Here is a 22,516-nt window from a genome sequence, read left to right as displayed (position 1 = left end):
CTGCCCCCAATCACAACAACACCGGAGACTCGTTTGAACAAACTGCTCATCGCCAACCGCGGCGAAATCGCGCTGCGCGTGCAACGCGCGGCGCGCGACCTCGGCATCGCCAGCGTGGCCGTCTATGCACAGGACGACGCCGCCACGCGCCACCGCCTGCTGGCCGACGAAGCCTGCGCGCTGGCCGGCAGCGGCCCCTCCGCCTACATCGACATCGCCGCCATGCTGGCGGCGGCCCAGGCCACGGGTTGCGACGCCGTACACCCGGGCTACGGCTTTTTGAGCGAGCGCGCCGACTTCGCCCAGGCCTGTGCCGATGCCGGCATCCGCTTCGTCGGCCCCACGGTGGAGCAGCTCGCGCTGTTCGGCGACAAGGGCCGCGCGCTGGCGCTGGCGCGCAGCTGCGAGGTGTCCGTGATGCCGGCCACGGCCGGTGCCGCCTCCCTGGACGAGATCACCGCCTTCTTCGACGCCCAGGGCGGCACCGGCATCGTGATCAAGGCCGTGGGCGGGGGCGGCGGGCGCGGCATGCGCGTGGTCAACCGCCGCGAAGACCTGGAACAGGCCTACGCGCGCTGCCGCTCCGAGGCCGCCAGCGCCTTCGGCGTGGACGCACTCTATGCCGAGCGGCTGGTGGCCCGTGCGCGCCACATCGAGGTGCAGATCGCCGGCGACGGCGAGCAGGTCGTGGCGCTCGGCGAGCGCGACTGCACGCTGCAGCGGCGCTTCCAGAAGCTCGTGGAGATCGCACCCAGCCCGGTGCTGCTGCCCGCGCTGCGCGAGCGCATCGTCGGCGCGGCCAAGCTGCTGGCCCAACGCGTGCGGTACCAAAGCCTCGGCACCTTCGAGTTCCTGGTCGAGGAGAACGCGGCCGGCGCGCAGACCGGCTTCGTCTTCATCGAGGCCAACCCGCGGCTGCAGGTCGAGCACACGGTCACCGAACAGGTCACGGGGGTCGACCTGGTCGCGCTGCAGCTGGGCTTGGCGGGCGGCCGCAGCCTGCGCGAACTGGGCCTGGACCCGGCCGCGCCGCCGCAGCCGCGCGGCTTCGCGATCCAGGTGCGCGTGAACGCCGAGGCCAGCGACGCCCAGGGCCAGGCCCGGCCCGCACACGGCCGGCTCGAGCGCTTCGAGCTGCCGGCCGGCCCGGATGTGCGCGTGGACACCCACGGCGCCACCGGCTATGCACCGCCGCCCAGCTTCGACACGCTGCTGGCCAAGCTCATCGTGACCAGCCAGAGCAACCATTTCGCCGATGCCGTGCGGCGGCTGCAACGCAGCCTGGCGGAGTTCCGCATCGCCGGCATCGCGACCAACCTGGACCTGCTGCGCGCCCTCGTGGCCCGCCCCGACTTCGCCGCGCAGGACGTGCACACGCGCCATTTCGAGGCCATCGCACCCGAGCTGCTGGCCGCAGCGGCGACCATCGCCGAGGCCGAGCGCGCACGCGATGCCGCGCTGGGCCTGGCAACGGCTGCCACGCCCGTGCCCGCTGCTGCCGCCGAGCAGGCCGCGCCCGCCGGCCTGCTTGCCGTGCGCGCGCCGCTCAGCGGCCGCGTGGTCGAACTGTCGGTGACGTCCGGCGACCTTGTGCAGCCGGGCCAGACCGTGGCCGTGCTCGACGCCATGAAAATGGAGCACAGCGTCGCCGCCACGGCCAGCGGCCGCGTGCTGGCCGTGCAGCTGGCGCCCGGCGCGCAGGCGGCCGAGGGCCAGATCCTGGTGCTGCTCGAACCTGTCGAAGGCGATGCAGCCGCAGCCCAGACGACCGAGGCCATCGACCCCACCGCCATCCGCCCCGACCTGCAGCGCGTGCTGGACCGCCATGCTCCGCTCTACGACGCAGCCCGCCCCGAAGCCGTGGCGCGCCGGCGCGCTCGCGGCCAGCGCACGGCGCGCGAGAACCTCGCCGACCTCGTCGATGCCGACAGCTTCGTGGAGTACGGCGCGCTCGCGCTGGCCGCCCAGGCCAGCCGCCGCAGCCAGGCCGACCTGATCGCCAACACGCCGGCCGACGGCCTCATCACCGGCATTGGCAGCATCAACGGGGCGCTCGTCGACAAGGGCCGTGCGCAGAGCGCCGTGATGGCCTACGACGCCACCGTGCTGGCCGGCACCCAGGGCAAGCGCAACCACATCAAGACCGACCGCATCGTCGAGGTGGCGCTGCGCGACGCGCTGCCGCTGGTGCTGCTGGCCGAGGGCGGCGGCGGGCGGCCCGGCGACGTGGACTTTCCCTCGGTCTCGGGCCTGTACCAGCCCTCCTTCGCCGCCTTTGCCGACCTGTCGGGCCAGGTGCCCGTGGTCGGCGTGGTGTCGGGCCGCTGCTTCGCCGGCAACGCGGCCTTCCTGGGCTGCTGCGACGTGATCATCGCGGACCGCTCGGCCAACATCGGCATGGCCGGCCCGGCCATGATCGAAGGCGGCGGCCTGGGCATCTACAAGCCAGAGGACGTGGGACCGGCGCCCGTGCAGTACGCCAATGGCGTGATCGACGTGCTGGTCGACAACGAGGCCCAGGCGGTGCAGGCGGCCAAGCACTACCTGTCGATGTTCCAGGGTCCGCTGAAGCAGTGGAGCGCGCCCGATCCGCTGCAGCTGCGCCAGGTCGTGCCCGAGAACCGGCTACGGGTGTACGACACGCGCCGTGCCATCGAGGGCATCGCCGACAGCGGCAGCGTGCTGGTGCTGCGCGGCGGCTTCGGCCTGGGCATCCACACGGCGCTGGCGCGCGTGGAAGGCCAGCCCGTGGGCATCATGGCCAACAACCCGCACCATCTGGGCGGCGCCATCGACGCCGACGCGGCCGACAAGGCGGCGCGCTTCATGCAGCTGTGCGATGCGCACGGCCTGCCCATCGTCTCGCTGATCGACACGCCCGGCTTCATGGTCGGCCCCGAGGTCGAAGCCCGGGCCCAGGTGCGCCATGTCTCGCGCATGTTCCTGGTCGCCGCCAAGCTGCGCGTGGCGCTGCTGGCCGTGACGCTGCGCAAGGGCTACGGCCTGGGCGCCATGGCCATGGCGGGCGGAGGCTTCCGCTCTGCCAGCTTCACGGTCTCCTGGCCCACGGGCGAATTCGGGCCCATGGGGCTGGAGGGTGCGATCACGCTGGGCTTCAAGAAGGAGCTGCAGGCCGTGCCCGACGGCCCCGAGCGGCGCGCGCTGTACGACAGCCTGGTGGCCCAGGCCTATGAGCGCGGCCACGCGATCTCGACCGCCGCGGCCGTGGAGATCGACGCTGTGATCGACCCGGCGCAGACGCGCCAGTGGATCGCCAAGGGCATCGCCTCGGCCGCGCTGCGCGGCCAGCGCGCGCGCCGCGGCTTCGTGGACGCGTGGTGAGCGCGGTGGCGATGCAGGGAGACAGCATCGACCGCGCGCCGGACCCGGCCCAGCTGGCGCTGCGCGGCCTGCGCGTGCTGGAGATCGGCACGGGGCCGGCGCTGGCCTACACGGGCAAGCTGTTCGCGGACTTCGGCGCCGAGGTCGTCAAGGTCGAGGCGCCGGGCGGCGACCCCTGGGAGCAGATGCCGCCGCTGCTGCCGGAGGTGGCGCCGCGCAGCGCCTTGTGGGCCTGGCTGCACACCAACAAGCGCAGCGTGACGGCGGACCCGGTCGCGGACGCAGGCTGGATGGAGCAGCTGGCGCAGACCTGCGACGTGGTGCTGGATGCGCGCGCGCTCGACGCAGGCCTGTCGGTCCTGGAGCGGCCCATCGCGGGCGCGACACCGGCCCCGGTCGAGATCGTCTTCACCTGGTTCGGCGAGGATGGCCCCTACAGCGGCTACGCCGGCTCGGAAGCCGTGTGCCGTGCGTTGTCGGGCGCCGTGTTCAACAGCGGCCCCATCGAAGGCCCGCCGCACATGCCGCACCCGCTGCAGACCGGCATCGCCGCCGGCCTGGCGGCCTTCTCCGCCGCGGTGGCGGCCTGGATGGGCCGCGCGCACGGCAGCCGCCGCTACGTGCTCAGCGTCCACGAGGCGGTGTTCCACACGGTGGAGATGGAAGCCGGCATGGTGCAGGACGGCCGCCACGCGCCGCGCCTGGGCGTGAACCGCTTCTGCGGCACGCACCCGACCGGCATCTATGCGACGGCCCAGGGCTGGATCGGCATCTTCACGCACACGCTGCCCCAGTGGGTGGCGCTGTGCGAGGCCATCGGCCGGCCCGAACTCGCGCACGACCCACGCTACGCCAACGGCGCCGAACGCATGGCACGCGCCGACGAGATCGACGCCATGCTGCGCGCGGCGCTGCGGACCCGCACGGCGCAGCAGTGGTTCGAAGAGCTGGGCGCGCGCAAGCACCCCACGGTGCTGGTGCCCACCATGGCCGAGCTGCTCGTGCAGCAGGTGCACCGCCAGCGCCATGCCTTCGTGCCCGTCACGGTGGGCGCGGCGCGCTGCGAAGGCCCCATCGTGCCGCTGCGCCTGGGCGCGGCCGGCCCGCTGCGCGGTGGCGCGGCGCCCGCACGCGGCGCCGACGACGCGCACTACCGTGGCGCTGGGCTGATGCACCAGCCGGCGCGCGCGGCCGGCCCGGCGCAGCGCCTGCCTCTGGCTGGCACCACCATCGTCGACCTGACCATGGGCTGGGCCGGCCCGCTGGCCGCACGCACGGCGGCCGATCTGGGGGCCGAGGTCATCAAGGTCGAGAGCACGGTCTACCCGGACTGGTGGCGCGGCGCCAACTTCACCGAGGAGTTCTACCGCGAGCGGCTGTACGAGAAGAACTCCAACTTCAACCTCATGAACCGCAACAAGCACGGCATCACGCTGGACCTGGCGCGCGCCGAAGGCCGGCAGCTGCTGCTGCAGCTCGTGGCCCAGGCCGATGCGGTGATCGAGAACTACTCGGCCGAGGTGCTGCCCAAGCTGGGGCTGGACGACGCCGCGCTGCGCCAGGTCAATCCGCGCCTGGTCATGGTCTCCATGCCGGCCTTCGGCCTCGGCAATGCCTGGAGCGACACACGGGCCTACGGCGGCACGCTGGAGCAGGCCACGGGCCTGCCGCTGTACACCGGCCATGCGGACGGGCCGCCGGCCATGACCTCCTACGCCTACGGCGACCCGGTCGGCGGGCTCAACGCGGGCGCGGCTCTGCTGCTGGCGCTCCACGTGCAGCGCGAGACCGGACGCGGCATGCAGCTCAATCTCTCGCAGGTCGAGGCCATGCTGCCCATGGCCACGCCCTTCGTGCTCGCGCAGTCGGTGCACGGCCGCGTGCCCACGCGCGCGGGCAACCGCCACCCGCTGGATGCACCACACGGCTGCTGGCGCTGCGCGGGACCGGACGACTGGCTCGTCGTGAGCGTGCGCATGGATGCCCAGTGGCAGGCGCTGTGCGGCGTGCTCGAGCGGCCGGACCTCGCGGCCGATGCCGGCCTCGCGCAGGCGCAGGGCCGGCGCGCGCAGCAGGACCGGCTCGACGCGGCGGTGGCGGCCTGGGCCGCCACGCGCAACGCCGATGCGGCCATGCAGCAGCTGCAGCAGGCCGGCGTCAGCGCCGGCGTGGTGCGCTCCATCCCGCGCCTCATGGACGACCCGCACCTGCGGGCGCGCGGCTTCTGGCAGCAGATGGAGCGCGCGCACGTGGGCCGGTATCTGAGCGGCAGCACGCCGTTCCGCCAGGACGGCCGGCCGCTGCCGATCCGGCAGGTGGCGCCCACGCTGGGCGAGCACACGGCCCAGGTGCTGGCCGAGCGGCTGGGACTCACGCCCGCGCAAGTCGACGCACTGGAACAGCAGGGCATCACGGGCCGCAGCGCGCGGCCCAAGACCAGCCGCAACGCGGCATGACAGACCACACACCCAAGGAGACCGAGATGAGACAAGCCCCCTTCCCTTCCCGCCGCAAGACACTGCAGCTGGCGCTCGCGCTGGCCTGCGCCGCTGCGCTGCCGGCCCAGGCCCAGGACGCCGCCTGGCCCAGCAAACCGGTCCGCATGGTCGTGCCCTTCCCGGCCGGTTCGTTCACGGACACCGTGGCCCGCGTCATGGCCGACACCCTCAGCCGCTCCCTGGGCCAGCCCGTGGTCGTGGAGAACAAGGTCGGCGCCAACGGCGTGATCGGCGTGTCCGAGGCCGCGCGTGCCGCGCCCGACGGCTACACGCTGCTGCTGACCAACTCCAGCAGCATCACGATCAACCCGCAGCTCTACCGCAAGCTCAGCTACAAGACCAGCGACCTCGCGCCCGTGACCATGGTGCTGGAAGCGCCCTTCATCCTCACGGCCAACCCCGAGTGGGCGAGCAAGAACAACATCGCCACCGTGGCCGACCTCGTGCAGTACGCGCGCCGCAACCCGGGCGCCATCAGCTACGGCTCGCCGGGTGCGGGCAACATCGCCCACCTGAGCTACGCGATGCTGAACAACCGCAGCAAGATCAGCACCACGCACGTGCCCTACAAGAGCACGGCGCAGGCGCAACTGGCCACCATCGCGGGCGAGCTCAACAGCTCCTTCGACGTGCTGACGGCCGTGCCGCACATCCAGGCCGGCAAGCTCAAGGCGCTGGCGGTGACCTCGCCCCAGCGCATCGCGCAGCTGCCCGATGTGCCGACCATGGAACAAGCCGGCATTGCCGACTTCAACGTGGCCTTCTGGATCGGCCTGCTGGTGCCCGCCGGCACGCCGACGCAGATCGTCGCCAAGCTGAACTCGGCCGCCCAGGGCCTCCTGAACGATGCCAAGGCCAAGGCCGCGCTTGGCGCGCAGGGCGAACTCACGATGCGCGCGCCAGCGGACTTCGCCAAACGCATCGCGGCCGAGGTGCCGGCCTGGGGCACGGTGATCCAGGCCGAGGGCATCGCACTGGATTGAGGCCTGCACGCCATCGTTCATTTGCATGATGCGCCGCCACGGCGGCCCCACGCACACTCCGTCACGCTTTGCAACAACCATGCGAGGAGGAGTGACCATGACGAACGGTGTTTCCACACAAGCTGCACACCGCAGCCCTTCGCCCAGCCGCCTGCGCTGGGCCTTGACCAGCCTCGGTGCGGCGGCGGCGCTGGCCGCCTGCGGCGGGGGCGGCGGCGACGACCCGGCGCCAGAACCCGAACCGCCGGCACCCGTCGCCACGACGCTGAGCGGCACGGCGGCCACCGGCGCACCGTTCGCCGGTGCGACGCTGCAGGTGACCGATGCCTCCGGCGCAACCGTCTGCGACACCACCACCGCCGCCGACGGCAGCTTCAGCTGCACGCTGGCGCCCACTGCTGCGCGGCCGCTCGTACTGCGCGCCGTGAAGGAAGACCAGATGCTCTACAGCGCCACGGCGGCCGCGGGCGACACGCGCGCCAACGTGACGCCGCTGACGACCATCATCGCCGCACGCCTGGCGCCCAATGGCGATCCTTCCAAGCTGGCCGCCTCGCCCCAGTCGATCACGGCCGACGCGCTGCAGGCCCAGTCCAGCGCCCTGCTGGCCGCACTGCAGCCACTGCTCACCGCACTGGGCCTCACGATCGATCCCATTGCAGGGGCGCTCACGGCCGACGGCACCGGCCAGGACAAACTGCTCGACAGCATCTCCGTGTCCGTGCAGCCCAGCGGCACGGCCGCCAACATCGAGGTAACGGTCAAGACCATCCCGACCAGCGCGGGCGCGCAGCCCGAGCCGCTCAAGTTCAGCAGCAGCGACGCGACCCTGCCGACGGTTTCCACCACCACCGTCGCGGCGCTGGCGCCGGTGCCCGCGCCGTCCAAGGTGGCCGACCTGTTCGCGCGGCTCAATGCCTGCTACGCATTGCCGCTGACGCAGCGCGTCGACAGCGCGACCAGCGACACGACCAGTGCCACCGGCACCGCCAGCAACGTGAAGGCCGCGGTCTGCCGCGGGCTGTTCCAGAACAGCGACCCGGGCACCTTCGTCTCCAACAAGGTGGGCGTGGGCCGCAACGCCAACAACGGCGGCGCCTTCGCCAGCATGTTCCGCTCAGGCGCCACGGGCCTGCAATGGACCGCGGGCGATGTGGAGTTCTTCCGCGGCAACGGCGACATGATCATCAGCTACAAGTGGGTGGACAGCGCCGGCAACCAGGACTTCGACCTCATCGCCGCGCACGCCGATGCCGACGGCACCCTGCGCCTCGTGGGCAACAGCAACACCTACCCGGTGACGATCCGGCCGTTCTCCGAAGACCGCGACCTGGTCAACACGCCGGCCTTCAGCTACTACACCACGGGCTACAACATCCAGATCGACAACCGCACATCGAACGGATCTCCGGTCTTCAGCAAAGTGGTCGTGACCCCGCCATTCGGATCGGCGCTGACCATGCTGCCGACCGCCGGCCTGTCGTACCTGGTGATTGCACCCGACGGTGTGACACCCACTGGCTCGCCGGTGCTGCGGCTGGCTGCGGCCTACCGCAACACGGCACTGTCCGGCAACCCGCAGGAGAAGGAGCCAGGCTTGGTCTACAGCACGCCGCAATACACGGAGGACCAGATCAGGATGCTCGACAACAACGGCGTCTGGACCATCGAGTTCTTCCATGCAGACACCAGCGTGGCCAACGTCGTGCAGTACTACCGTACGGTGCGCCGGGCCGAGACGATCGGTGAAATCCGCAACACCCGCGTGTTCCCGGATCTGCTGCCGGCCGGACGGGCCGGGATGATCGAAGAGACCCAGGCCAACGGATACATCTGGTTCGGCACGCCCGACACCCTGCTGATCGACACCAACGGTGGCGACGGCTGGACGGTTCCCGTCGGAGCGCTGGCGCCAACCTCCGCCAGCGCCTTCGGCCGGGCGCCGTTCGGCAGCACGACCACGGGCCAGCAGGGATTGCGCTTCAACGACACGGCATCGATCGCCAGCACAGCGCGCAAGGTCACGATCCTGTGTTCCGCGCAGACCGTGAACGACATGCATTGCGACGCAGGCGGCCAGGGCCGCTACGCCGTGGGCACCACGATCAACATGATCGAACTGTGGGCGCGCAGCCCCAAGCAGGTCGAAGTGAGCAAAAAGTTCGGGAGCTACAAGCTGCAGTGACATGCGGCGTCAGGCGCCGTGCAGCACAGGGGGCGGTTGGCCCCCTTTTTTCATGGGCCGCGCGGATGGAGCGGTCAAAGATCTTCGATTTCATCCAGCAACCGGACGCGCCAGGATAGGCAAGATTTTTGCTTGGCTTCAAGGGTAAACCCTAGGAGCCTGCCATGATCCAGCCCTTGCACTTCCTCTGGCCCCAATTGCTCTGGCTGCTGTGGGCCATTCCGGTGCTCGTTCTGGGCTATGTGTGGCTGCTGCGCAGCCGGCGCCAGCCGGCCCTGCGCTACGCCAACGTGGCCCTGGTGCGCCAGGCCCTGCAGCCCGGGCGGGTCTGGCGCCGCCACCTGCCTCCGGCGCTGCTGCTGGCCGCGCTGGCCGTGCTGCTGTTCGCCGCCGCCAGGCCCCAGGCGGCGCTGCCGCTACCGACCGGGCAGGCGACCGTGATGCTGGCAGTGGATGTTTCGCTCAGCATGCAGGCCGACGACATCAAGCCGAGCCGGCTGGATGCCGCGCGCGAGGCCGCCAAGGCCTTCGTGCGCCAGCTGCCCGACGGCGCCCGCGTGGGCGTGGTCAGCTTCGCGGGCACGGCCCAGGTGGTGCAGCCGCCGACCTACAGCCGCGAGAAGCTGCTCACGGCCATCGACGCGCTGCACCTGCAGCACGGCACGGCCATGGGCAGCGGCATCGTGGCCGCGCTGGCCGAACTGTTTCCCAACGAGGCCCTGGACCTGGGCGAGGCCGCCTTCATGCCGCTGACCGCGCACGCGCCGCGCGCCACGCCCAAACCGGTGCCGCGGCCGCCCGCCACGGACGCCGGGCCGGCCGCCACCATCGTGCTGCTGACCGACGGGCGCAGCAACTTCGGCGTGCACCCGCTGCAGGCGGCCGACATGGCGGCCGCGCGCGGCGTGCGCATCCACGCGGTCGGGCTCGGAACCGTCGACACGCCCGGTGCCGACCAGGACGACTGGTCCATCGTGCTGCAGCTGGACGAGGACATGCTGCGCCAGGTGACCGGCATCGCGCACGGCGACTACTTCCGCGCCGGCAGCGCCGAGAGCCTGCTGCAGGTCTACGAGAAGATGGGCGCGCGGCTGCAGGTGCAGATGCGCGAGACCGAGCTGGCGGGCCCGCTCGCGCTGGGCGCGCTGCTGCTGATGGCCGGGGCGGCGCTGCTGTCGCTGCTGTGGTTCCAACGCGTGGCCTGACGGTCGCCTGGACGACAAACCAAGGGATGGTGCTATGCGTGCAGCAGGCCGGCTTTGCTAGATTGCCCGGTCTTCCACGCTCCACGCTGATGCCATGGCCCTGATCCAGTACCTGACCCAAGTCCAGTTCGATTTCGGCGCGATCCGCCTGTTGGCCGCCGAGTGCCAACGCATCGGCATCACCCGCCCGCTGGTCGTGACCGATGCCGGTGTGCGCGCCGTCGGCATCCTGCAGAAGGCGCTCGACGCGCTGGGCGAGCTGCCCGTCACGGTGTTCGACGAAACGCCGTCCAACCCGACCGAGGCCGCCGTGCGCGCCGCCGTCGCGCTGTACAGGAAGGGCAACTGCGACGGCTTGATCGCCGTGGGCGGCGGCTCATCGATCGACTGCGCCAAGGGCGTGGCCATCGCCGCCACGCACGAGGGCCCGCTCAAGCACTACGCCACCATCGAAGGCGGCTCGCCGCGCATCACCGAGGCGACCGCGCCGCTGATCGCCGTGCCGACCACCAGCGGCACCGGCAGCGAGGTGGCGCGCGGCGCCATCATCATCGTGGACGACCACCGCAAGCTGGGCTTCCACAGCTGGTCGCTGATGCCCAAGGCCGCCATCTGCGACCCAGAACTCACGCTGGGCCTGCCGCCCAAGCTCACGGCCGCCACTGGCATGGACGCGATCGCCCACTGCATGGAAACCTTCATGTCGGCCGCCTTCAACCCGCCGGCCGATGGCATCGCGTTGGACGGCCTGGAGCGCGCCTGGGGCCACATCGAGCGTGCAACGAAGGACGGCAGCGACCGCGAGGCGCGGCTCAACCTCATGAGCGCCTCGATGCAGGGCGCCATGGCGTTCCAGAAGGGGTTGGGCTGCGTGCACAGCCTCTCGCACAGCCTGGGCGGCGTGGATCCGCGGCTGCACCATGGCACGCTCAACGCGCTGTTCCTGCCGGCCGTGGTGGCGTTCAATGCGGGTGCGGAATCGGTGCAGAAGGAGGCGCGGCTGCAGCGCATGGCCGGCGCCATGCACCTGGATGGCCCCGGCGACATCGGCGAGGCGATCCGCGACATGAACGCGCGCCTGGGCCTGCCCGGGGGCCTGGCCGAAGTGGGTGTGACGGCCGCGCAGTTCGAGCAGATCATCGACGGCGCGATGGCCGACCACTGCCACAAGACGAATCCGCGGCTGGCCTCGCGCGAGGACTACCGCGCCATGCTCGACAGCGCGATGTGAGGGCTCAGGCGCCGGCCGGCTCCGCCGGCCGCGGCCGGCGTTTGGCGGGCTTGGCCAGGATTTCGATGTAGAACTGCTTGCCGCCCTCCTTCACCACGCCGTCGATGCAACCGGTGATGTCGGACAGGTGCACGATGCCGGAGCTGGCCTCGTCCGCGCCGAAGCGGCAGTCGAAGTCCCAGAAGTCCGCGCCTTCGGGCAGCGCGCGGCCACGTTCGCGCTTGATGTACTTGCGGATCTCGTGCTTGATGGCGTCGAGAAGACGGTCGGGGTGCTTGCCCTCGACCTGAAGCTGGAATGTTTTTCTCATGGGTGATCCTAACGTGGGCACAGCGCCGTACAGTCGGCGCCCTCAACGAAGACAGGTGAACGACATGGCACGCGCAAACGACTGGTCCAGCAAGCTGATGGCCTTGATCAACGGGGGCAACCAGAGCGCAGCGATCGCGCAGATCAAGGTCGCCCCCACGCTCAAGGACCTGCAGGCGCTGCAGACCATCATGACCATCTCGAAGATGAAAGGCCGCTATCCACGCGTGGATGCGGCCATCACCGACAACCTGGCGCTGCTCTCGGCGCCTCGGCTGCACCGCGCGCCCTGAGCCTTACTTCGGCAGCGCGTAGGCGATCACGTAGTCGCCGCGGTCGGGCGACTGGCGCGCGCCGCCGGCCGTGATCAGCACGTACTGGCGCCCGCTCTTGGGCGACACATAGGTCATCGGGCCGCCCTGGCTGCCGACCGGCAGGCGGGCCTTCCAGACTTCCTTGCCGCTGGCGCTGTCGAAGGCGCGCAGGTAGTAGTCCTGCGTGCCGGCGAAGAACACCAGGCCGGACTGCGTGGCCAGCGAGGGGCCCAGCGTGGGCATGCCGATCGGGATCGGCAGGTGCATCTTGATGCCCAGAGGGCCGGTGTCCTGCACCGTGCCGACCGGCACCTGCCAGAGCAGCTGGCGGCTCTTGAGGTCGATCGCCGACATGGTGCCGAAGGGCGGCGCCTGGCACGGGATGCCCAGCTGCGACAGGAAGCGCTGGCGCATCGCGCCGTAGGGCGTGCCGGCCTGCGGCACGGCGCCCATCTCGATGCCGCTCGCGTTCTTGGGCATCTTCTCGCGCGGGATCATGTAGTTGGCCAGGCCCAGGCGCATGTCGTTGACGAACATGGTGCTGGTCGTCGGGTCGACCGACACGCTGCCCCAGTTCATGCCGCCCAGCGAGCCCGGCATCTGCAGCGCGTGGTCCAGGCCCGGCGGCGTGTAGACGCCCTCGCTGCGCATGCCCTTGAAGTTGATGCGGCACAGCAGCTGGTCGAAGGGCGTGGCGCCCCACATGTCGGACTCCACCAGCGTGGTGTTGCCGATGGACGGCATGCCGACCGAGAACGGCTGCGTGGGCGCGTAACGCTCGCCCGGCAGATTGCCCTGGGGCACGGGCTTTTCCTGCACCTCGGCCAGCGGCACGCCGGTCTCGCGGTTCAGCATGAAGATCTCGCCCTGCTTGGTGGTCTGCACCAGCGCCGGATCGGTGCCGCCCTGGGCGTTGGGCACGTCGATCAGCAGCGGCTGGGCCGGCAGGTCGAAGTCCCACAGGTCGTGGTGCGTGGTCTGGAAGTGCCAGCGCACGCGGCCGGTGGCGGCGTCCAGCGCGACGATGGAGGAGCTGTACTTCTCCTCCTCGGGCGTGCGGTGCGCGCCCCAGAAGTCGGGCGTGGCGTTGCCGGTGGGCAGGTACACCAGGCCCAGCTTGGCGTCGTAGGACATGGCGGCCCAGACGTTGGGCGAGCCGCGCGTGTAGGTCTGGCCTTCGGGCGGCAGCTTGGTGATGGCGGGGTTGCCCGAATCCCAGGCCCAGGTGAGTTCACCCGTGACCACGTCGAACGCGCGCACCACGCCGGGCGGCTCGTCGACCGACCAGTTGTCGGCCACGCGGCCGCCCACGACCACGAGGCGGCCCGCCACCAGCGGCGTGGAGGTCTGCTGGTACCAGCCGAATTGGATCTCACCCATGCCGACCGACAGGTCGACCGTGCCGTCCTTGCCGAAGTCGGCGCAGGGCTTGCCGGTCCTGGCGTCGATCGCGATCAGGCGCGCGTCCAGCGTGGGCAGGAACAGGCGCTGGCGGCAGGCGGCGGCCGGCTGTGCAGCCGCGACCGGCGCCTCGGCATCCTGGTCGAAGTAGCCCAGGCCGCGGCAGCGCTGCCAGTTGGGGGCCTTGGCCTGCGGGTCGAACTTCCAGCGCTCGGCGCCGCTGTCGGCGTCCAGCGCCAGCACGCGGCCGTAGGCGGTGCAGACGTAGACCGTGTCGCCCACCTGCAGCGGCGTGTTCTGGTCTTCGGCGCCCGAGCCCGTGCTCTGCGGAATGTCGCCGGTGTGGGCCGTCCAGGCCACCTGCAGCTGGCCTACGTTGGCGCGCGTGATCTGCTCCAGCGCGGCGAAGCGGCTACCGGCCGTGGTGTTGCCCCAGTGCAGCCAGTCCTTCTGTTCGCTGCCGGGTGCCACCGGGGTGGCTGGCTGGCCGGGGTTCTGCGCGGCAACCACGGGCGCGGGCACGAAGGCGTAGCCGCCCGTGGCCACCAGGGCGGCTAGCAGCAGGCCGGCCACGGCATAGGCGCCCTTGCCGGGCTTGCCACCGGACGCGCGGACCAGCGCCGGATAGGCCAGCGCCATCAGCAGGCCCAGCACGCCGAAGGCCATCAGGCGCGAGACCAGGGGCCAGAAGCGCAGGCCCACGTCGACCAGCGCCCAGAAGGCCGTGGCCAGCAGCGTCAGCGCGAACAGCCAGGCCCCGGCCGGGCTGCCGCGCACGACCAGGAAGCCAGAGGCCAGCAGCGCGATGCCGGCCAGCACGAAGTACCAGCTGCCGCCCAGGCCGACGAGCCAGGCGCCGCCGACGGCCAGAAATGCGCCCATCAGGAGCGTGAGCGCGCCCAGCGCGACGAGGGGCCAGCGGCGCCGGGGTTGTTGTTCGGTGTTTGTCATCGAGAAGTCGGGTGCTTGCAAGGCATGCAGCGGCGCGTTGCGGCCGCTGCGGCGAGCCCGGCATTCTCGCAAAACCGAGGGTTAACCCTTAATCACTGCCATGGAGACCGCCTTGGCGACAGGGGCGGCCGTGTTCAGGCGCGCTTGCCGCGGGCTTTGGCCGGGGCCGGTTGCGCGTCCTGGACTTCTTCGTCGTCCTCCTCGTCTTCTTCCTCGCCCTCCTCGAAGGCGTAGTCATCGTCCACATCGACGCCGCCCAGTGGCTGCAGCGCCAGCGCGTCGATCAGGTGCTTGCGGAACTCGGCCAGCTTGCGCGCGGCCTTGGCAATGTCCTTGTTGTCCTGGTCGGCCACCTTGCCGACCAGCAGGGCCGGATCGGCGTCGAGGATCTCGGCGATGAATCCGTCGGCCAGGTCGGCGGCGGCGAGGATCTGGGCGAAGCTGGGGGCGTGCTGCATCGAAGGCTCCTGGGTTGAAAGACAGCCATGGTGCGGGCCGCATGTGACAGCCGCATCACACCGCAGCCCTCAGCACCGCGCGGCCAGCCACGCCAGCAGGCGGCCCTGCACATCTGCCAGGCCGCGGTAGGCCAGCACCTCGGCGCCCATGCTGGCGATGGCCGCGTGCAGGCGCGCCGCCCGGGCCGGGCTGTCGATGGCCTGGGCCAGGGGCTGCACCTCGACCAGGATCGTGAAGACGGCCTGCGCCGCCCCGGGCACCGGGAGGAAGGTCTGCCGCTCGGTGCGCCACCAGGCGTCGGCCACCGCCAAGCCTTCCCAACCACCCGCAGGGAGGTGCGCCGGATGTGCAGCCAGGCCCCTGTGTGGGGAGACGGTCCAGACGAAGCGCTCCCAATGGTCCGCGCCGCTCACGAGCCGGGCCAAGCCCTGCGCCGCCTGCAGCAGCAGCGCGTTGTCGGCCACCGGCGCATGCACGGCGGCGAACGGGCGCCCGACCTTCAGCTCGGGCGCCCAATGCGACGGCAGGGCCACGGCCAGCCAGGGGATGGCGGTGCTGGCGGCGTCCAGCACGGCGAAGTCCTCGGCGAAGGCCAGGCTCAGCAGGCCGGCGAGGCGCCAGCCGGGCGGCAGGGCCCGCAGGCAGGCCAGCGTCTCGGGGTCGGCCGCGCTGCCCAATGGCTGCACCGCGTCGCCGGCCACGGCCAGGCCCAGCGCGGACGCCTGGGCACGCGCGCCGTCCCAGGTCCAGGCCGCAGGATGCTCCGCGGCGGCGTGGCGGCACAAGGCCTGCAGGGCCGGTGCCACATCGAAACCCGGTGCGGCGCACAAGGCCTGCGGCGCGCGTGCCGACAGCACGGCCAGCTTGGCGCGCCAGTGCGCGCTGCCCGGCCGCACCGGGCTCAGCTGCGCGGCACCGGCCGCCAGCCGGCGCAGGCCCGGCTGCATGCGGAACGGTGCCTGCACGGCGGCTTCGAAATCGAAGGGCATGCGGCCATGGTGGCACATGCCAGGCCAGCCCCCTGCATCACCCCATGCGGAGACAGCATGTAACCGCAGACCGGGGCGGGCACGCTTCCTGTATCTTCCGCCGCGCCCTGGCCGGCCCCACGGCCGCCATGCACCAAACCATGGCGGCGCGCGGCGCCGGGCCGGGCGACAAAGCCAATATTCCAGGAGTTTTCCTCATGCACTTCCCCTCCCGCATCCGCGCCTTCGCGGCCGGCGCAGCCCTGCTCGCGGCCAGCGCCATCGCCCAGGCCCAGCAACTGCCCAATGTGGTGATCCTCGCCACCGGCGGCACCATCGCCGGTGCCGGCGCCTCGGCCGCCAACAGCGCCACCTACGCCGCCGCCAAGGTGCCCGTGGACAAGCTGATCGCCGGCCTGCCCGAGATCTCCAAGGTCGCCAACGTCAAGGGCGAGCAGACCTTCCAGATCGCCTCGGAAAGCTTCACCAACGACAACCTGCTGGTGCTGGCCAAGCGCGTCTCGGCCCTGGCCAAGCAGTCCGACGTGGACGGCATCGTGGTCACGCACGGTACCGACACGCTGGAGGAGACCGCCTACTTCCTGAACCTCGTGGTGCGCACCGACAAGCCCATCGTGGTGGTCGGCTCCATGCGCCCGGGCACCGCGCTGTCGGCCGACGGCGCCCTGAACCTGTTCGATGCCGTCAACGTGGCCGCCAGCAAGGACGCCAAGGGCAAGGGCGTGCTGGTCACCATGAACGACGAGATCCAGAGCGGGCGCGACGTGGCCAAGGCCATCAACATCAAGACCGAGGCCTTCAAGAGCCAGTGGGGCCCGCTGGGCATGATCGTGGAAGGCAAGAACTACTGGTTCCGCGCACCGGTCAAGCGCCACACCACGCAATCGGAGTTCAACATCGACGAGATCACGGCGCTGCCGCAGGTCGACATCGCCTACGGCTACGGCAACGTGCCGGCCTCCACCGTCGAGGCCATCGGCAAGGGCGCCAAGGCCATCATCCACGCCGGCACCGGCAACGGCTCGGTCGCCGACCGCGTGGTGCCCGCGCTGCAGAAGCTGCGTGCCGACGGCGTGCAGGTGATCCGCTCCTCGCGCGTGAACACTGGTGGCTTCGTGCTGCGCAACGCCGAGCAGCCCGACGACAAGTACGACTGGGTGGTCGCGCACGACCTGAACCCGCAGAAGGCCCGCATCCTGGCCATGGTCGCACTCACCAAGCCGCTGAGCGCAGCCGACCTGCAGCGCGTGTTCTGGGAATATTGAACCACCCCGTTTGGCCGGCTCACTGCGTGTAGCCGGCCCATCCCCCTCAAGGGGCGCACCCAGCGGTCCGGCAGAGCCGGCCCCGCGGGTGCACTGGCATGGCCTGCTCCGCGGCCACCAGAACCGCGGCGTGCCAGCCGGGTCGATCGGCGCTGAACGGCCCCACACGTTGGTCCGCCACGACCTCCGCCCACGGGGTGCCCTGCAAGAAAAAGGGTAAACCCCTATAATCGTTAGCAAGCTAATTAATAGAGCGCTAACGAAATGTCCGAACACCCGCCGAGTCTGCCGCCCGAGCGCGAGACCGCGCTGATGGCGGCCACCATGCTGCTGTCGGTGCTGCAGCGGGCCTACAAGTCCACGGCCGACAAGGCCGTGGCCCACCATGGCGTCTCGGCCACCATGGCCTGGCCGCTCGTGATGATCGGCCGCCAGGGCGACGGCGTGCGCCAGGTCCAGCTGGCCGAGCTGCTGGGCATCGAGGCCGCCTCGCTGGTGCGCTCGCTCGACCAGCTCGTGGCCGCCGGCCTCGCGGAGCGCCGCGAAGACCCGGCCGACCGCCGCGCCAAGACCCTGCACCTGACCCCGGCCGGCGCCACGGCGCGCGCCCAGATCGAGGCCACCTTGCACGACCTGCGGGCCAGTCTGTTCGAGGGCGTGCCCGACGAAGACCTGGCCGCCTGCCTGCGCGTGTTCGCCACGCTGGAGCAGCGCCTGGGTTGCGTGATGCCCAGCCGCGCACCGGCCTCCCCTCGGCCTGCACCATGAGGCTGCTGCCCGCGCTGCCGCGCTTCACGCGCGGGGAATTCGTGTTCTCGCTGAAGAGCTTCGTCGCGGCCATGCTGGCCATGTACTGCGCCAGCCGGGCCGGCCTGCCGCGCCCGTTCTGGGCGCTGCTGACGGCCTACGTGGTGGCCAATCCGCTGGCCGGGGCGGTGCGCTCCAAGGCCATCTACCGCTTCCTCGGAACGCTGCTGGGCTGCACCGCCACGCTGCTGCTGGTGCCCGCGCTGTCCTCCGCGCCCGAGCTGCTGACGCTGGCGCTGGCGCTGTGGGTCGGCACCTGTCTGTTCTTCTCGTTGCTGGACCGCTCGCCGGCCTCCTATGTCTTCATGCTGGCCGGCTACACGGCCGCGCTGATCGGCTTTCCCTCGGTGGAGACCCCACAGACCCTGTTCGACACGGCCACGCTGCGCGTGGAGGAGATCTGGATCGGCATCGTCTGCGCCACGTTGGTGCACAGCATCGTGCTGCCGCAGAGCCTGGCGCCCAGCGTGCTGGGCCTGTTGGACAACACGCTGCACGACGCGCGGCGCTGGCTAGGCGACCTGCTGCGCCAGGACGGCCAAAGCAGTGGCCAGGCGCTGGACCTGGACCGCCGCCGGCTCGCGGCCGACATCACGCAGCTGCGCCTGCTGTCGACCCACGTGCCGTTCGACACCACCCACTTCCGCTGGACCGCCGGAGCCATCGGCGCGATGCAGGACCGCGTGGCCGCGCTCACGCCGCTGCTGTCGGCCGTGGAAGACCGGCTGCAGGCGCTGGAGCAGGACGCGGGTGCGCTGCCCGCGGACGTGACGGCGCTGCTGGCGCGCATCGGCACCTGGCTGCAGGCGCCCCACGCGGCCCCGGCCGCGCTGCTGCGCCCGGCCATCGACGCCCTGGCGGACACCCCGGCGAGCGACTGGCAGCGCGCCCTGCGCATCGCGCTGGCCTGCCGCCTGGGCGAGCTGGTGGACGGCTGGGCCGCCTGCACCGCGCTGCGCCAGGAGATCGACGCCGGCCTCCAGGGCGCCGCACCGGCACGCCACCAGGCGCTGGGCCACCGCGTGCTGCACCGCGACGTGGGCATGGCGCTGTGGTCGGGCGCGGCCGCAGTGCTGGTGGTCTGCCTCTGCAGCGCGTTCTGGATCCTGACCGGCTGGCCTTCGGGCTCGGTGGCCACCATGATGGCCGCGGTGCTCTGCTGCTTCTTCGCGACCATGGACGACCCGGCGCCCGCGATCAACGCTTTCCTCAAGTACACGCTGTGGTCCATTCCGCTGTCGGCGCTGTATGTGCTGGTGCTGATGCCACTGGTGCAGGACTTCGGCATGCTGGTGCTGATCTGCGCGCCGGCCTTCCTGGTGCTGGGGTGCTACATGGCGCGCCCGGCCACCTTCCTGGCCGCCATGGCCATGCTGATGGGCGGACTGGGCGGCACGCTGGCCATGCACGACACCGGCAACGCCGACATCGTAGGCTTCCTGAACGCCACGCTGGCCCAGACGCTGGGCGCCGTGGCCGCGGCCCGCGTCACGGGCCTGATGCGCTCGGTCGGCACCGACTGGAGCGCGCGCCGCATCCAGCGCGCGATCTGGCGCGAGCTCGGCGAGATGGCCGCCGCCCCGCGCGCACCGCAAGACGATGGCTACACGGTGCGCGTGCTCGACCGCATCGGCCTCCTGGCGCTGCGCATCACCACCGCCGACGGCCGCAAGGACGCCACCACCAACGACGCGCTGCGCGACCTGCGCGTGGGCAAGGACATCGTCACGCTGCAGCAGGCCCGTGCCCATCTGCCCGCGGCGGCGACGGCCCAGCTGCTGGGCGCCATCGCGGCGTTCTTCGGCGCGCGCAGCCGCGGCCCGGCCGCGCCCGTGCCCTCCGCCCTGCTGCCGGCGCTGGACGACACGCTGCAGGCCACGCTGGCCGCACCGCACCCCACGTCGCATCCAGCGCCCGAATGGCACGCCGCCGTGGCCGCGCTGGTCGGCCTGCGGCGCAACCTCTTCCCCCGCGCAGAGCCACTCGCGCAAGGAGCCACACCATGATCGGCGAGCTGAGTTTCTACGGCCTGTACATGCCCTGGCTGATGCCGCTGGCACTCGGCGCGCTGGGCGTGCTGTGGGGCCTGCGCCGCCTCTTGGCCGCCACCGGCCTGTACCGCCACATCTGGCATCCGGCGCTGTTCGACGTGGCGCTGTACGTGCTGCTGCTCTACGGGCTCAGCCAGGCCGCCTACCTTCTGCAAACAGGTTCACCATGAAAACCGCCCCCTTCTTCAAGCATCCCTGGACCGTGGGCACCGCCCGCGTACTGCTGACCCTGCTCGTGACGGCTGCCGCCGTCTGGGCCGCCCTGCGGCTGTGGGACCACTACGAGGTCGCGCCCTGGACGCGCGATGGCCGCGTGCGCGCCAACATCGTGCAGATCGCTCCCGACGTCTCCGGCCTGGTCACGGCCGTGCCGGTGGCCGACAACCAGGCCGTGGCCGGCGGCACGCTGCTGTTCGAGGTCGACCGTGCACGCTTCCTGCTCGCGCTGCGCCAGGCCCAGGCCGCGCTCGGCGCGCAGCAGGTCGCGCTGTCGCAGGCCCGGCGGGAGGATGCCCGCAACCAGGCGCTCGGCAACCTGGTCTCGCAGGAGGTGCGCGAGCAGACCCGCATGCGCGTCGAGCAGGCCCAGGCCGGCGTGGCGCAGGCCACTGTCACGCGCGACACCGCGCAGCTCAACCTCACGCGCGCCGAGGTGCGGGCGCCGGTGGGTGGCCTCATCACCAACCTGGACCTGCGCCAGGGCAGCTACGCCACGGCCGGCCGGCCCGCGTTGGCCCTGGTCGATGCCGCCTCGCTGTATGTCGAGGGCTACTTCGAGGAAACCAAGCTGCCGCGCATCCACATCGGCGACCGCGTGCGCGTGACGCCCATGAGCGGCGGCGTGCTGGGCGGCACGGTGGAGAGCCTGGCCGCCGGCATCGCCGACCGCGACCGCTCGACCAGCGCCAACCTGCTGCCCAGCGTGACGCCCACCTTCAACTGGGTGCGGCTGGCCCAGCGCGTGCCCGTGCGCGTGCGCCTGGACCCGCTGCCCGAAGGCACCCACCTGGTGGCCGGACAGACCGTGACGGTGCAGGTGGTCGAGGCCGCCGCCGCGCCCAGGAGCTGAGCATGGCCCGCGCCCTCGCCCCTCTCACCCTCGCCTTGGCGCTGGCCGCCTGCAGCACGGCGCCGGTCGGCCCCGACTACCACCAGCCGCCCGAGGCGCTGGCCAGCCAGCCGGCGGCCGCCGGGCCCTTCGCGGGCGCCCAGGCCGCGCCGTTCTCGGCCGAACCGCTGCCGCAGGACTGGTGGCGGCTGTGGCACGACCCTGTGGTCGACCGGTTGGTCGGCCAGGCGCTCACGCACAACACCGACCTGCGCCAGGCCGTGGCCAACCTGGAGCGCATGCAGGCCGTCGAGGCCGAGGTCGGCGGCGCGACCAGGCCCGGCATCGGCCTCAGCGGCGGCCCCTCGTACGGCCATGTCTCGGGCCTGTCGCTGCTGCAGAAGGACCAGGTGCCGCCCAACGCCGTGCACTACGGCGCCAATGCGTCGCTGTCCTACCAGGTCGACTGGGTCGGCCAGATCCGCCGCGCGATCGAGGCGGCCGAGGCCGGCACGGCCGGCGCGCAGGCCGCCGTGGACCTCGTGCGCGTGAACGTGGCCGCCGCCACGGCGCGCGCCTATGCGCAGGCCTGCACCAGCGGGCTGCGGCTGCAGGCCGCGCAAAAGTCGGTGCAACTGCAACGCGAGGCCCTGGGCGTGACCGAGCGGCTGCAACAGGCCGGCCGCGCCGGCAGCATCGACGCCGCACGCGCCCGCGCCCAGCTGCAGCAACTGAACGCGGCCTTGCCGCCGCTGCAGGCCGAGCGCCAGGGCGCGCTGTACCGGCTCGCCACGCTGACGGGCGCCTTGCCGCAGGACTTTCCGCGCGACGTGGCCGGCTGCGCCACGCCGCCGCAGGTCGCGGGCGCGATCCCCGTGGGCGACGGCGCCGCGCTGCTGCGCCGCCGGCCCGACATCCGCCAGGCCGAGCGCGCTTTGGCCGAGGCCACGGCGCGCATCGGCGTGGCCATCGGCGATCTGTACCCCAAGGTCACGCTGGGCCTGTCGGCCGGCTCGGTCGGCGCGGCATCGGGCTTCGCGCGCGGCGACACCTTCAGCTGGAGCCTGGGCCCGCTGATCTCCTGGACCGTGCCCAACACCGGCGTGGCCCAGGCCCGCATCGCCCAGGCCGAGGCCGGCACGCGCGCGGCCCTGGCCCGCTTCGATGGCACTGTGCTGACGGCGCTGCGCGAGACCGAGACCGCGCTGGTGGTCTACGCCCGCGAGCTCGACCGCCATGCGGCCCTGCAGGCCGCGCGCGACGACAGCGCCAGCGTGGCCGCGCAGGCGCGCCAGCTCTACCAGAACGGCAAGACCGGCTACCTCGACGCGCTGGACGCCGAACGCGTGATGGCGGCCAGCGAAGCGGCGCTCGCGGCCTCGGACGCGCAGCTGGCGGACGACCAGGTGGGCGTATTCCTGGCGCTGGGCGGAGGGTGGTAGCGGCCCTTGCATTCGCTTGACGCACACCGTCCAAAG

At 71.7% G+C, this 22,516-nt stretch carries 17 protein-coding genes; 13 read left to right on the top strand and 4 right to left on the bottom strand.

Going from position 1 to position 22,516, the window contains the following annotated elements; all coding sequences use genetic code 11:
- The first annotated feature begins 33 nt into the window (after window positions 1-33).
- The 6 genes from ASF45_RS26115 (at window position 34) to ASF45_RS26090 (ending at window position 11,444) form a co-directional block, all read left to right on the top strand.
- Window positions 34-3,342: a carboxyl transferase domain-containing protein gene (locus ASF45_RS26115; RefSeq protein WP_056670387.1), complete on the top strand. Its 3,309-nt coding sequence runs from the start codon at window positions 34-36 to the stop codon at window positions 3,340-3,342.
- Window positions 3,339-5,798, top strand: coding sequence for a CoA transferase (locus ASF45_RS26110; protein WP_369802169.1), 2,460 nt, complete (start codon window positions 3,339-3,341; stop codon window positions 5,796-5,798). The genes ASF45_RS26115 and ASF45_RS26110 overlap by 4 nt, the downstream gene beginning before the upstream one ends.
- Before the next feature lie 26 nt (window positions 5,799-5,824).
- The gene (locus tag ASF45_RS26105; RefSeq protein WP_056670383.1) at window positions 5,825-6,823 is read left to right on the top strand and encodes a tripartite tricarboxylate transporter substrate binding protein; all 999 of its coding nucleotides are present in this window, start codon (window positions 5,825-5,827) and stop codon (window positions 6,821-6,823) included.
- A 97-nt stretch (window positions 6,824-6,920) separates the two neighbouring features.
- On the top strand, window positions 6,921-9,008 hold the full coding sequence (locus ASF45_RS26100; RefSeq protein WP_056670379.1) for an Ig-like domain-containing protein: 2,088 nt from the start codon (window positions 6,921-6,923) through the stop codon (window positions 9,006-9,008).
- A 164-nt stretch (window positions 9,009-9,172) separates the two neighbouring features.
- The gene (locus tag ASF45_RS26095; protein WP_235581040.1) at window positions 9,173-10,213 is read left to right on the top strand and encodes a VWA domain-containing protein; all 1,041 of its coding nucleotides are present in this window, start codon (window positions 9,173-9,175) and stop codon (window positions 10,211-10,213) included.
- 94 nt (window positions 10,214-10,307) lie between these two features.
- On the top strand, window positions 10,308-11,444 hold the full coding sequence (locus tag ASF45_RS26090) for an iron-containing alcohol dehydrogenase (RefSeq protein WP_056670376.1): 1,137 nt from the start codon (window positions 10,308-10,310) through the stop codon (window positions 11,442-11,444).
- Between the two features lie 4 nt (window positions 11,445-11,448).
- On the opposite strand, the gene ASF45_RS26085 is transcribed toward ASF45_RS26090, so the two are convergent.
- Window positions 11,449-11,754, bottom strand: a complete 306-nt coding sequence (locus tag ASF45_RS26085; RefSeq protein ID WP_056670373.1) for a DUF6172 family protein — start codon at window positions 11,752-11,754, stop codon at window positions 11,449-11,451.
- A gap of 64 nt (window positions 11,755-11,818) precedes the next feature.
- Here ASF45_RS26085 and ASF45_RS26080 point away from each other — a divergent pair, with 64 nt between their 5' ends.
- Window positions 11,819-12,046 (top strand): hypothetical protein, encoded by a 228-nt coding sequence (locus ASF45_RS26080; protein WP_056670917.1) that lies wholly within the window; start codon window positions 11,819-11,821, stop codon window positions 12,044-12,046.
- A 3-nt stretch (window positions 12,047-12,049) separates the two neighbouring features.
- Here ASF45_RS26080 and ASF45_RS26075 read toward each other — a convergent pair whose 3' ends face one another.
- The 3 genes from ASF45_RS26075 to ASF45_RS26065 form a co-directional block, all read right to left on the bottom strand.
- Entirely contained in the window at window positions 12,050-14,419 is a 2,370-nt protein-coding gene (locus ASF45_RS26075; RefSeq protein WP_056670370.1) for a glucose/quinate/shikimate family membrane-bound PQQ-dependent dehydrogenase, read from the bottom strand.
- A gap of 134 nt (window positions 14,420-14,553) precedes the next feature.
- Window positions 14,554-14,877: a hypothetical protein gene (locus ASF45_RS26070; protein ID WP_056670366.1), complete on the bottom strand. Its 324-nt coding sequence runs from the start codon at window positions 14,875-14,877 to the stop codon at window positions 14,554-14,556.
- Between the two features lie 69 nt (window positions 14,878-14,946).
- Window positions 14,947-15,867, bottom strand: a complete 921-nt coding sequence (locus ASF45_RS26065) for a heme-dependent oxidative N-demethylase subunit alpha family protein (protein WP_162244060.1) — start codon at window positions 15,865-15,867, stop codon at window positions 14,947-14,949.
- A gap of 197 nt (window positions 15,868-16,064) precedes the next feature.
- Between ASF45_RS26065 and ASF45_RS26060 the strand changes: the two genes are divergently transcribed.
- From ASF45_RS26060 to ASF45_RS26035, 6 genes are all read left to right on the top strand, one after another.
- Window positions 16,065-17,132: a type II asparaginase gene (locus ASF45_RS26060; RefSeq protein WP_056670359.1), complete on the top strand. Its 1,068-nt coding sequence runs from the start codon at window positions 16,065-16,067 to the stop codon at window positions 17,130-17,132.
- Window positions 17,133-17,417: 285 nt separating this feature from the next.
- Window positions 17,418-17,900 (top strand): MarR family winged helix-turn-helix transcriptional regulator, encoded by a 483-nt coding sequence (locus tag ASF45_RS26055; protein ID WP_369802177.1) that lies wholly within the window; start codon window positions 17,418-17,420, stop codon window positions 17,898-17,900.
- Window positions 17,897-19,945 (top strand): FUSC family protein, encoded by a 2,049-nt coding sequence (locus ASF45_RS26050; RefSeq protein ID WP_056670914.1) that lies wholly within the window; start codon window positions 17,897-17,899, stop codon window positions 19,943-19,945. The genes ASF45_RS26055 and ASF45_RS26050 overlap by 4 nt, the downstream gene beginning before the upstream one ends.
- Window positions 19,942-20,160 carry a DUF1656 domain-containing protein gene (locus tag ASF45_RS26045; RefSeq protein ID WP_056670352.1) on the top strand — a complete coding sequence of 73 codons (219 nt, stop codon included), beginning with the start codon at window positions 19,942-19,944 and terminating at the stop codon, window positions 20,158-20,160. The genes ASF45_RS26050 and ASF45_RS26045 overlap by 4 nt, the downstream gene beginning before the upstream one ends.
- Window positions 20,157-21,059, top strand: a complete 903-nt coding sequence (locus ASF45_RS26040; protein WP_056670349.1) for an HlyD family secretion protein — start codon at window positions 20,157-20,159, stop codon at window positions 21,057-21,059. The genes ASF45_RS26045 and ASF45_RS26040 overlap by 4 nt, the downstream gene beginning before the upstream one ends.
- Window positions 21,060-21,061: 2 nt before the next feature.
- The gene (locus ASF45_RS26035) at window positions 21,062-22,480 is read left to right on the top strand and encodes an efflux transporter outer membrane subunit (protein WP_056670346.1); all 1,419 of its coding nucleotides are present in this window, start codon (window positions 21,062-21,064) and stop codon (window positions 22,478-22,480) included.
- Window positions 22,481-22,516: the final 36 nt, after the last annotated feature.

The sequence above is a fragment of the Pseudorhodoferax sp. Leaf265 genome (assembly GCF_001422365.1).
Classification (GTDB): Bacteria; Pseudomonadota; Gammaproteobacteria; order Burkholderiales; family Burkholderiaceae_C; genus Pseudorhodoferax.
Note: the sequence above shows the minus strand (reverse complement) of the source record. Positions and strands in the feature narration are given on the sequence as shown.

Excerpts from the sequence above, each read along its gene's own strand:
- ASF45_RS26105 (WP_056670383.1), top strand. The coding sequence starts at position 5,825 with ATGAGACAAGCCCCCTTCCCTTCCCGCCGCAAGACACTGCAGCTGGCG.
- ASF45_RS26100 (WP_056670379.1), top strand. The coding sequence starts at position 6,921 with ATGACGAACGGTGTTTCCACACAAGCTGCACACCGCAGCCCTTCGCCC.
- ASF45_RS26095 (WP_235581040.1), top strand. The coding sequence starts at position 9,173 with ATGATCCAGCCCTTGCACTTCCTCTGGCCCCAATTGCTCTGGCTGCTG.
- ASF45_RS26090 (WP_056670376.1), top strand. The coding sequence starts at position 10,308 with ATGGCCCTGATCCAGTACCTGACCCAAGTCCAGTTCGATTTCGGCGCG.
- ASF45_RS26085 (WP_056670373.1), bottom strand. The coding sequence starts at position 11,754 with ATGAGAAAAACATTCCAGCTTCAGGTCGAGGGCAAGCACCCCGACCGT.
- ASF45_RS26080 (WP_056670917.1), top strand. The coding sequence starts at position 11,819 with ATGGCACGCGCAAACGACTGGTCCAGCAAGCTGATGGCCTTGATCAAC.
- ASF45_RS26075 (WP_056670370.1), bottom strand. The coding sequence starts at position 14,419 with ATGACAAACACCGAACAACAACCCCGGCGCCGCTGGCCCCTCGTCGCG.
- ASF45_RS26070 (WP_056670366.1), bottom strand. The coding sequence starts at position 14,877 with ATGCAGCACGCCCCCAGCTTCGCCCAGATCCTCGCCGCCGCCGACCTG.
- ASF45_RS26065 (WP_162244060.1), bottom strand. The coding sequence starts at position 15,867 with ATGCCCTTCGATTTCGAAGCCGCCGTGCAGGCACCGTTCCGCATGCAG.
- ASF45_RS26060 (WP_056670359.1), top strand. The coding sequence starts at position 16,065 with ATGCACTTCCCCTCCCGCATCCGCGCCTTCGCGGCCGGCGCAGCCCTG.
- ASF45_RS26050 (WP_056670914.1), top strand. The coding sequence starts at position 17,897 with ATGAGGCTGCTGCCCGCGCTGCCGCGCTTCACGCGCGGGGAATTCGTG.
- ASF45_RS26045 (WP_056670352.1), top strand. The coding sequence starts at position 19,942 with ATGATCGGCGAGCTGAGTTTCTACGGCCTGTACATGCCCTGGCTGATG.
- ASF45_RS26040 (WP_056670349.1), top strand. The coding sequence starts at position 20,157 with ATGAAAACCGCCCCCTTCTTCAAGCATCCCTGGACCGTGGGCACCGCC.
- ASF45_RS26035 (WP_056670346.1), top strand. The coding sequence starts at position 21,062 with ATGGCCCGCGCCCTCGCCCCTCTCACCCTCGCCTTGGCGCTGGCCGCC.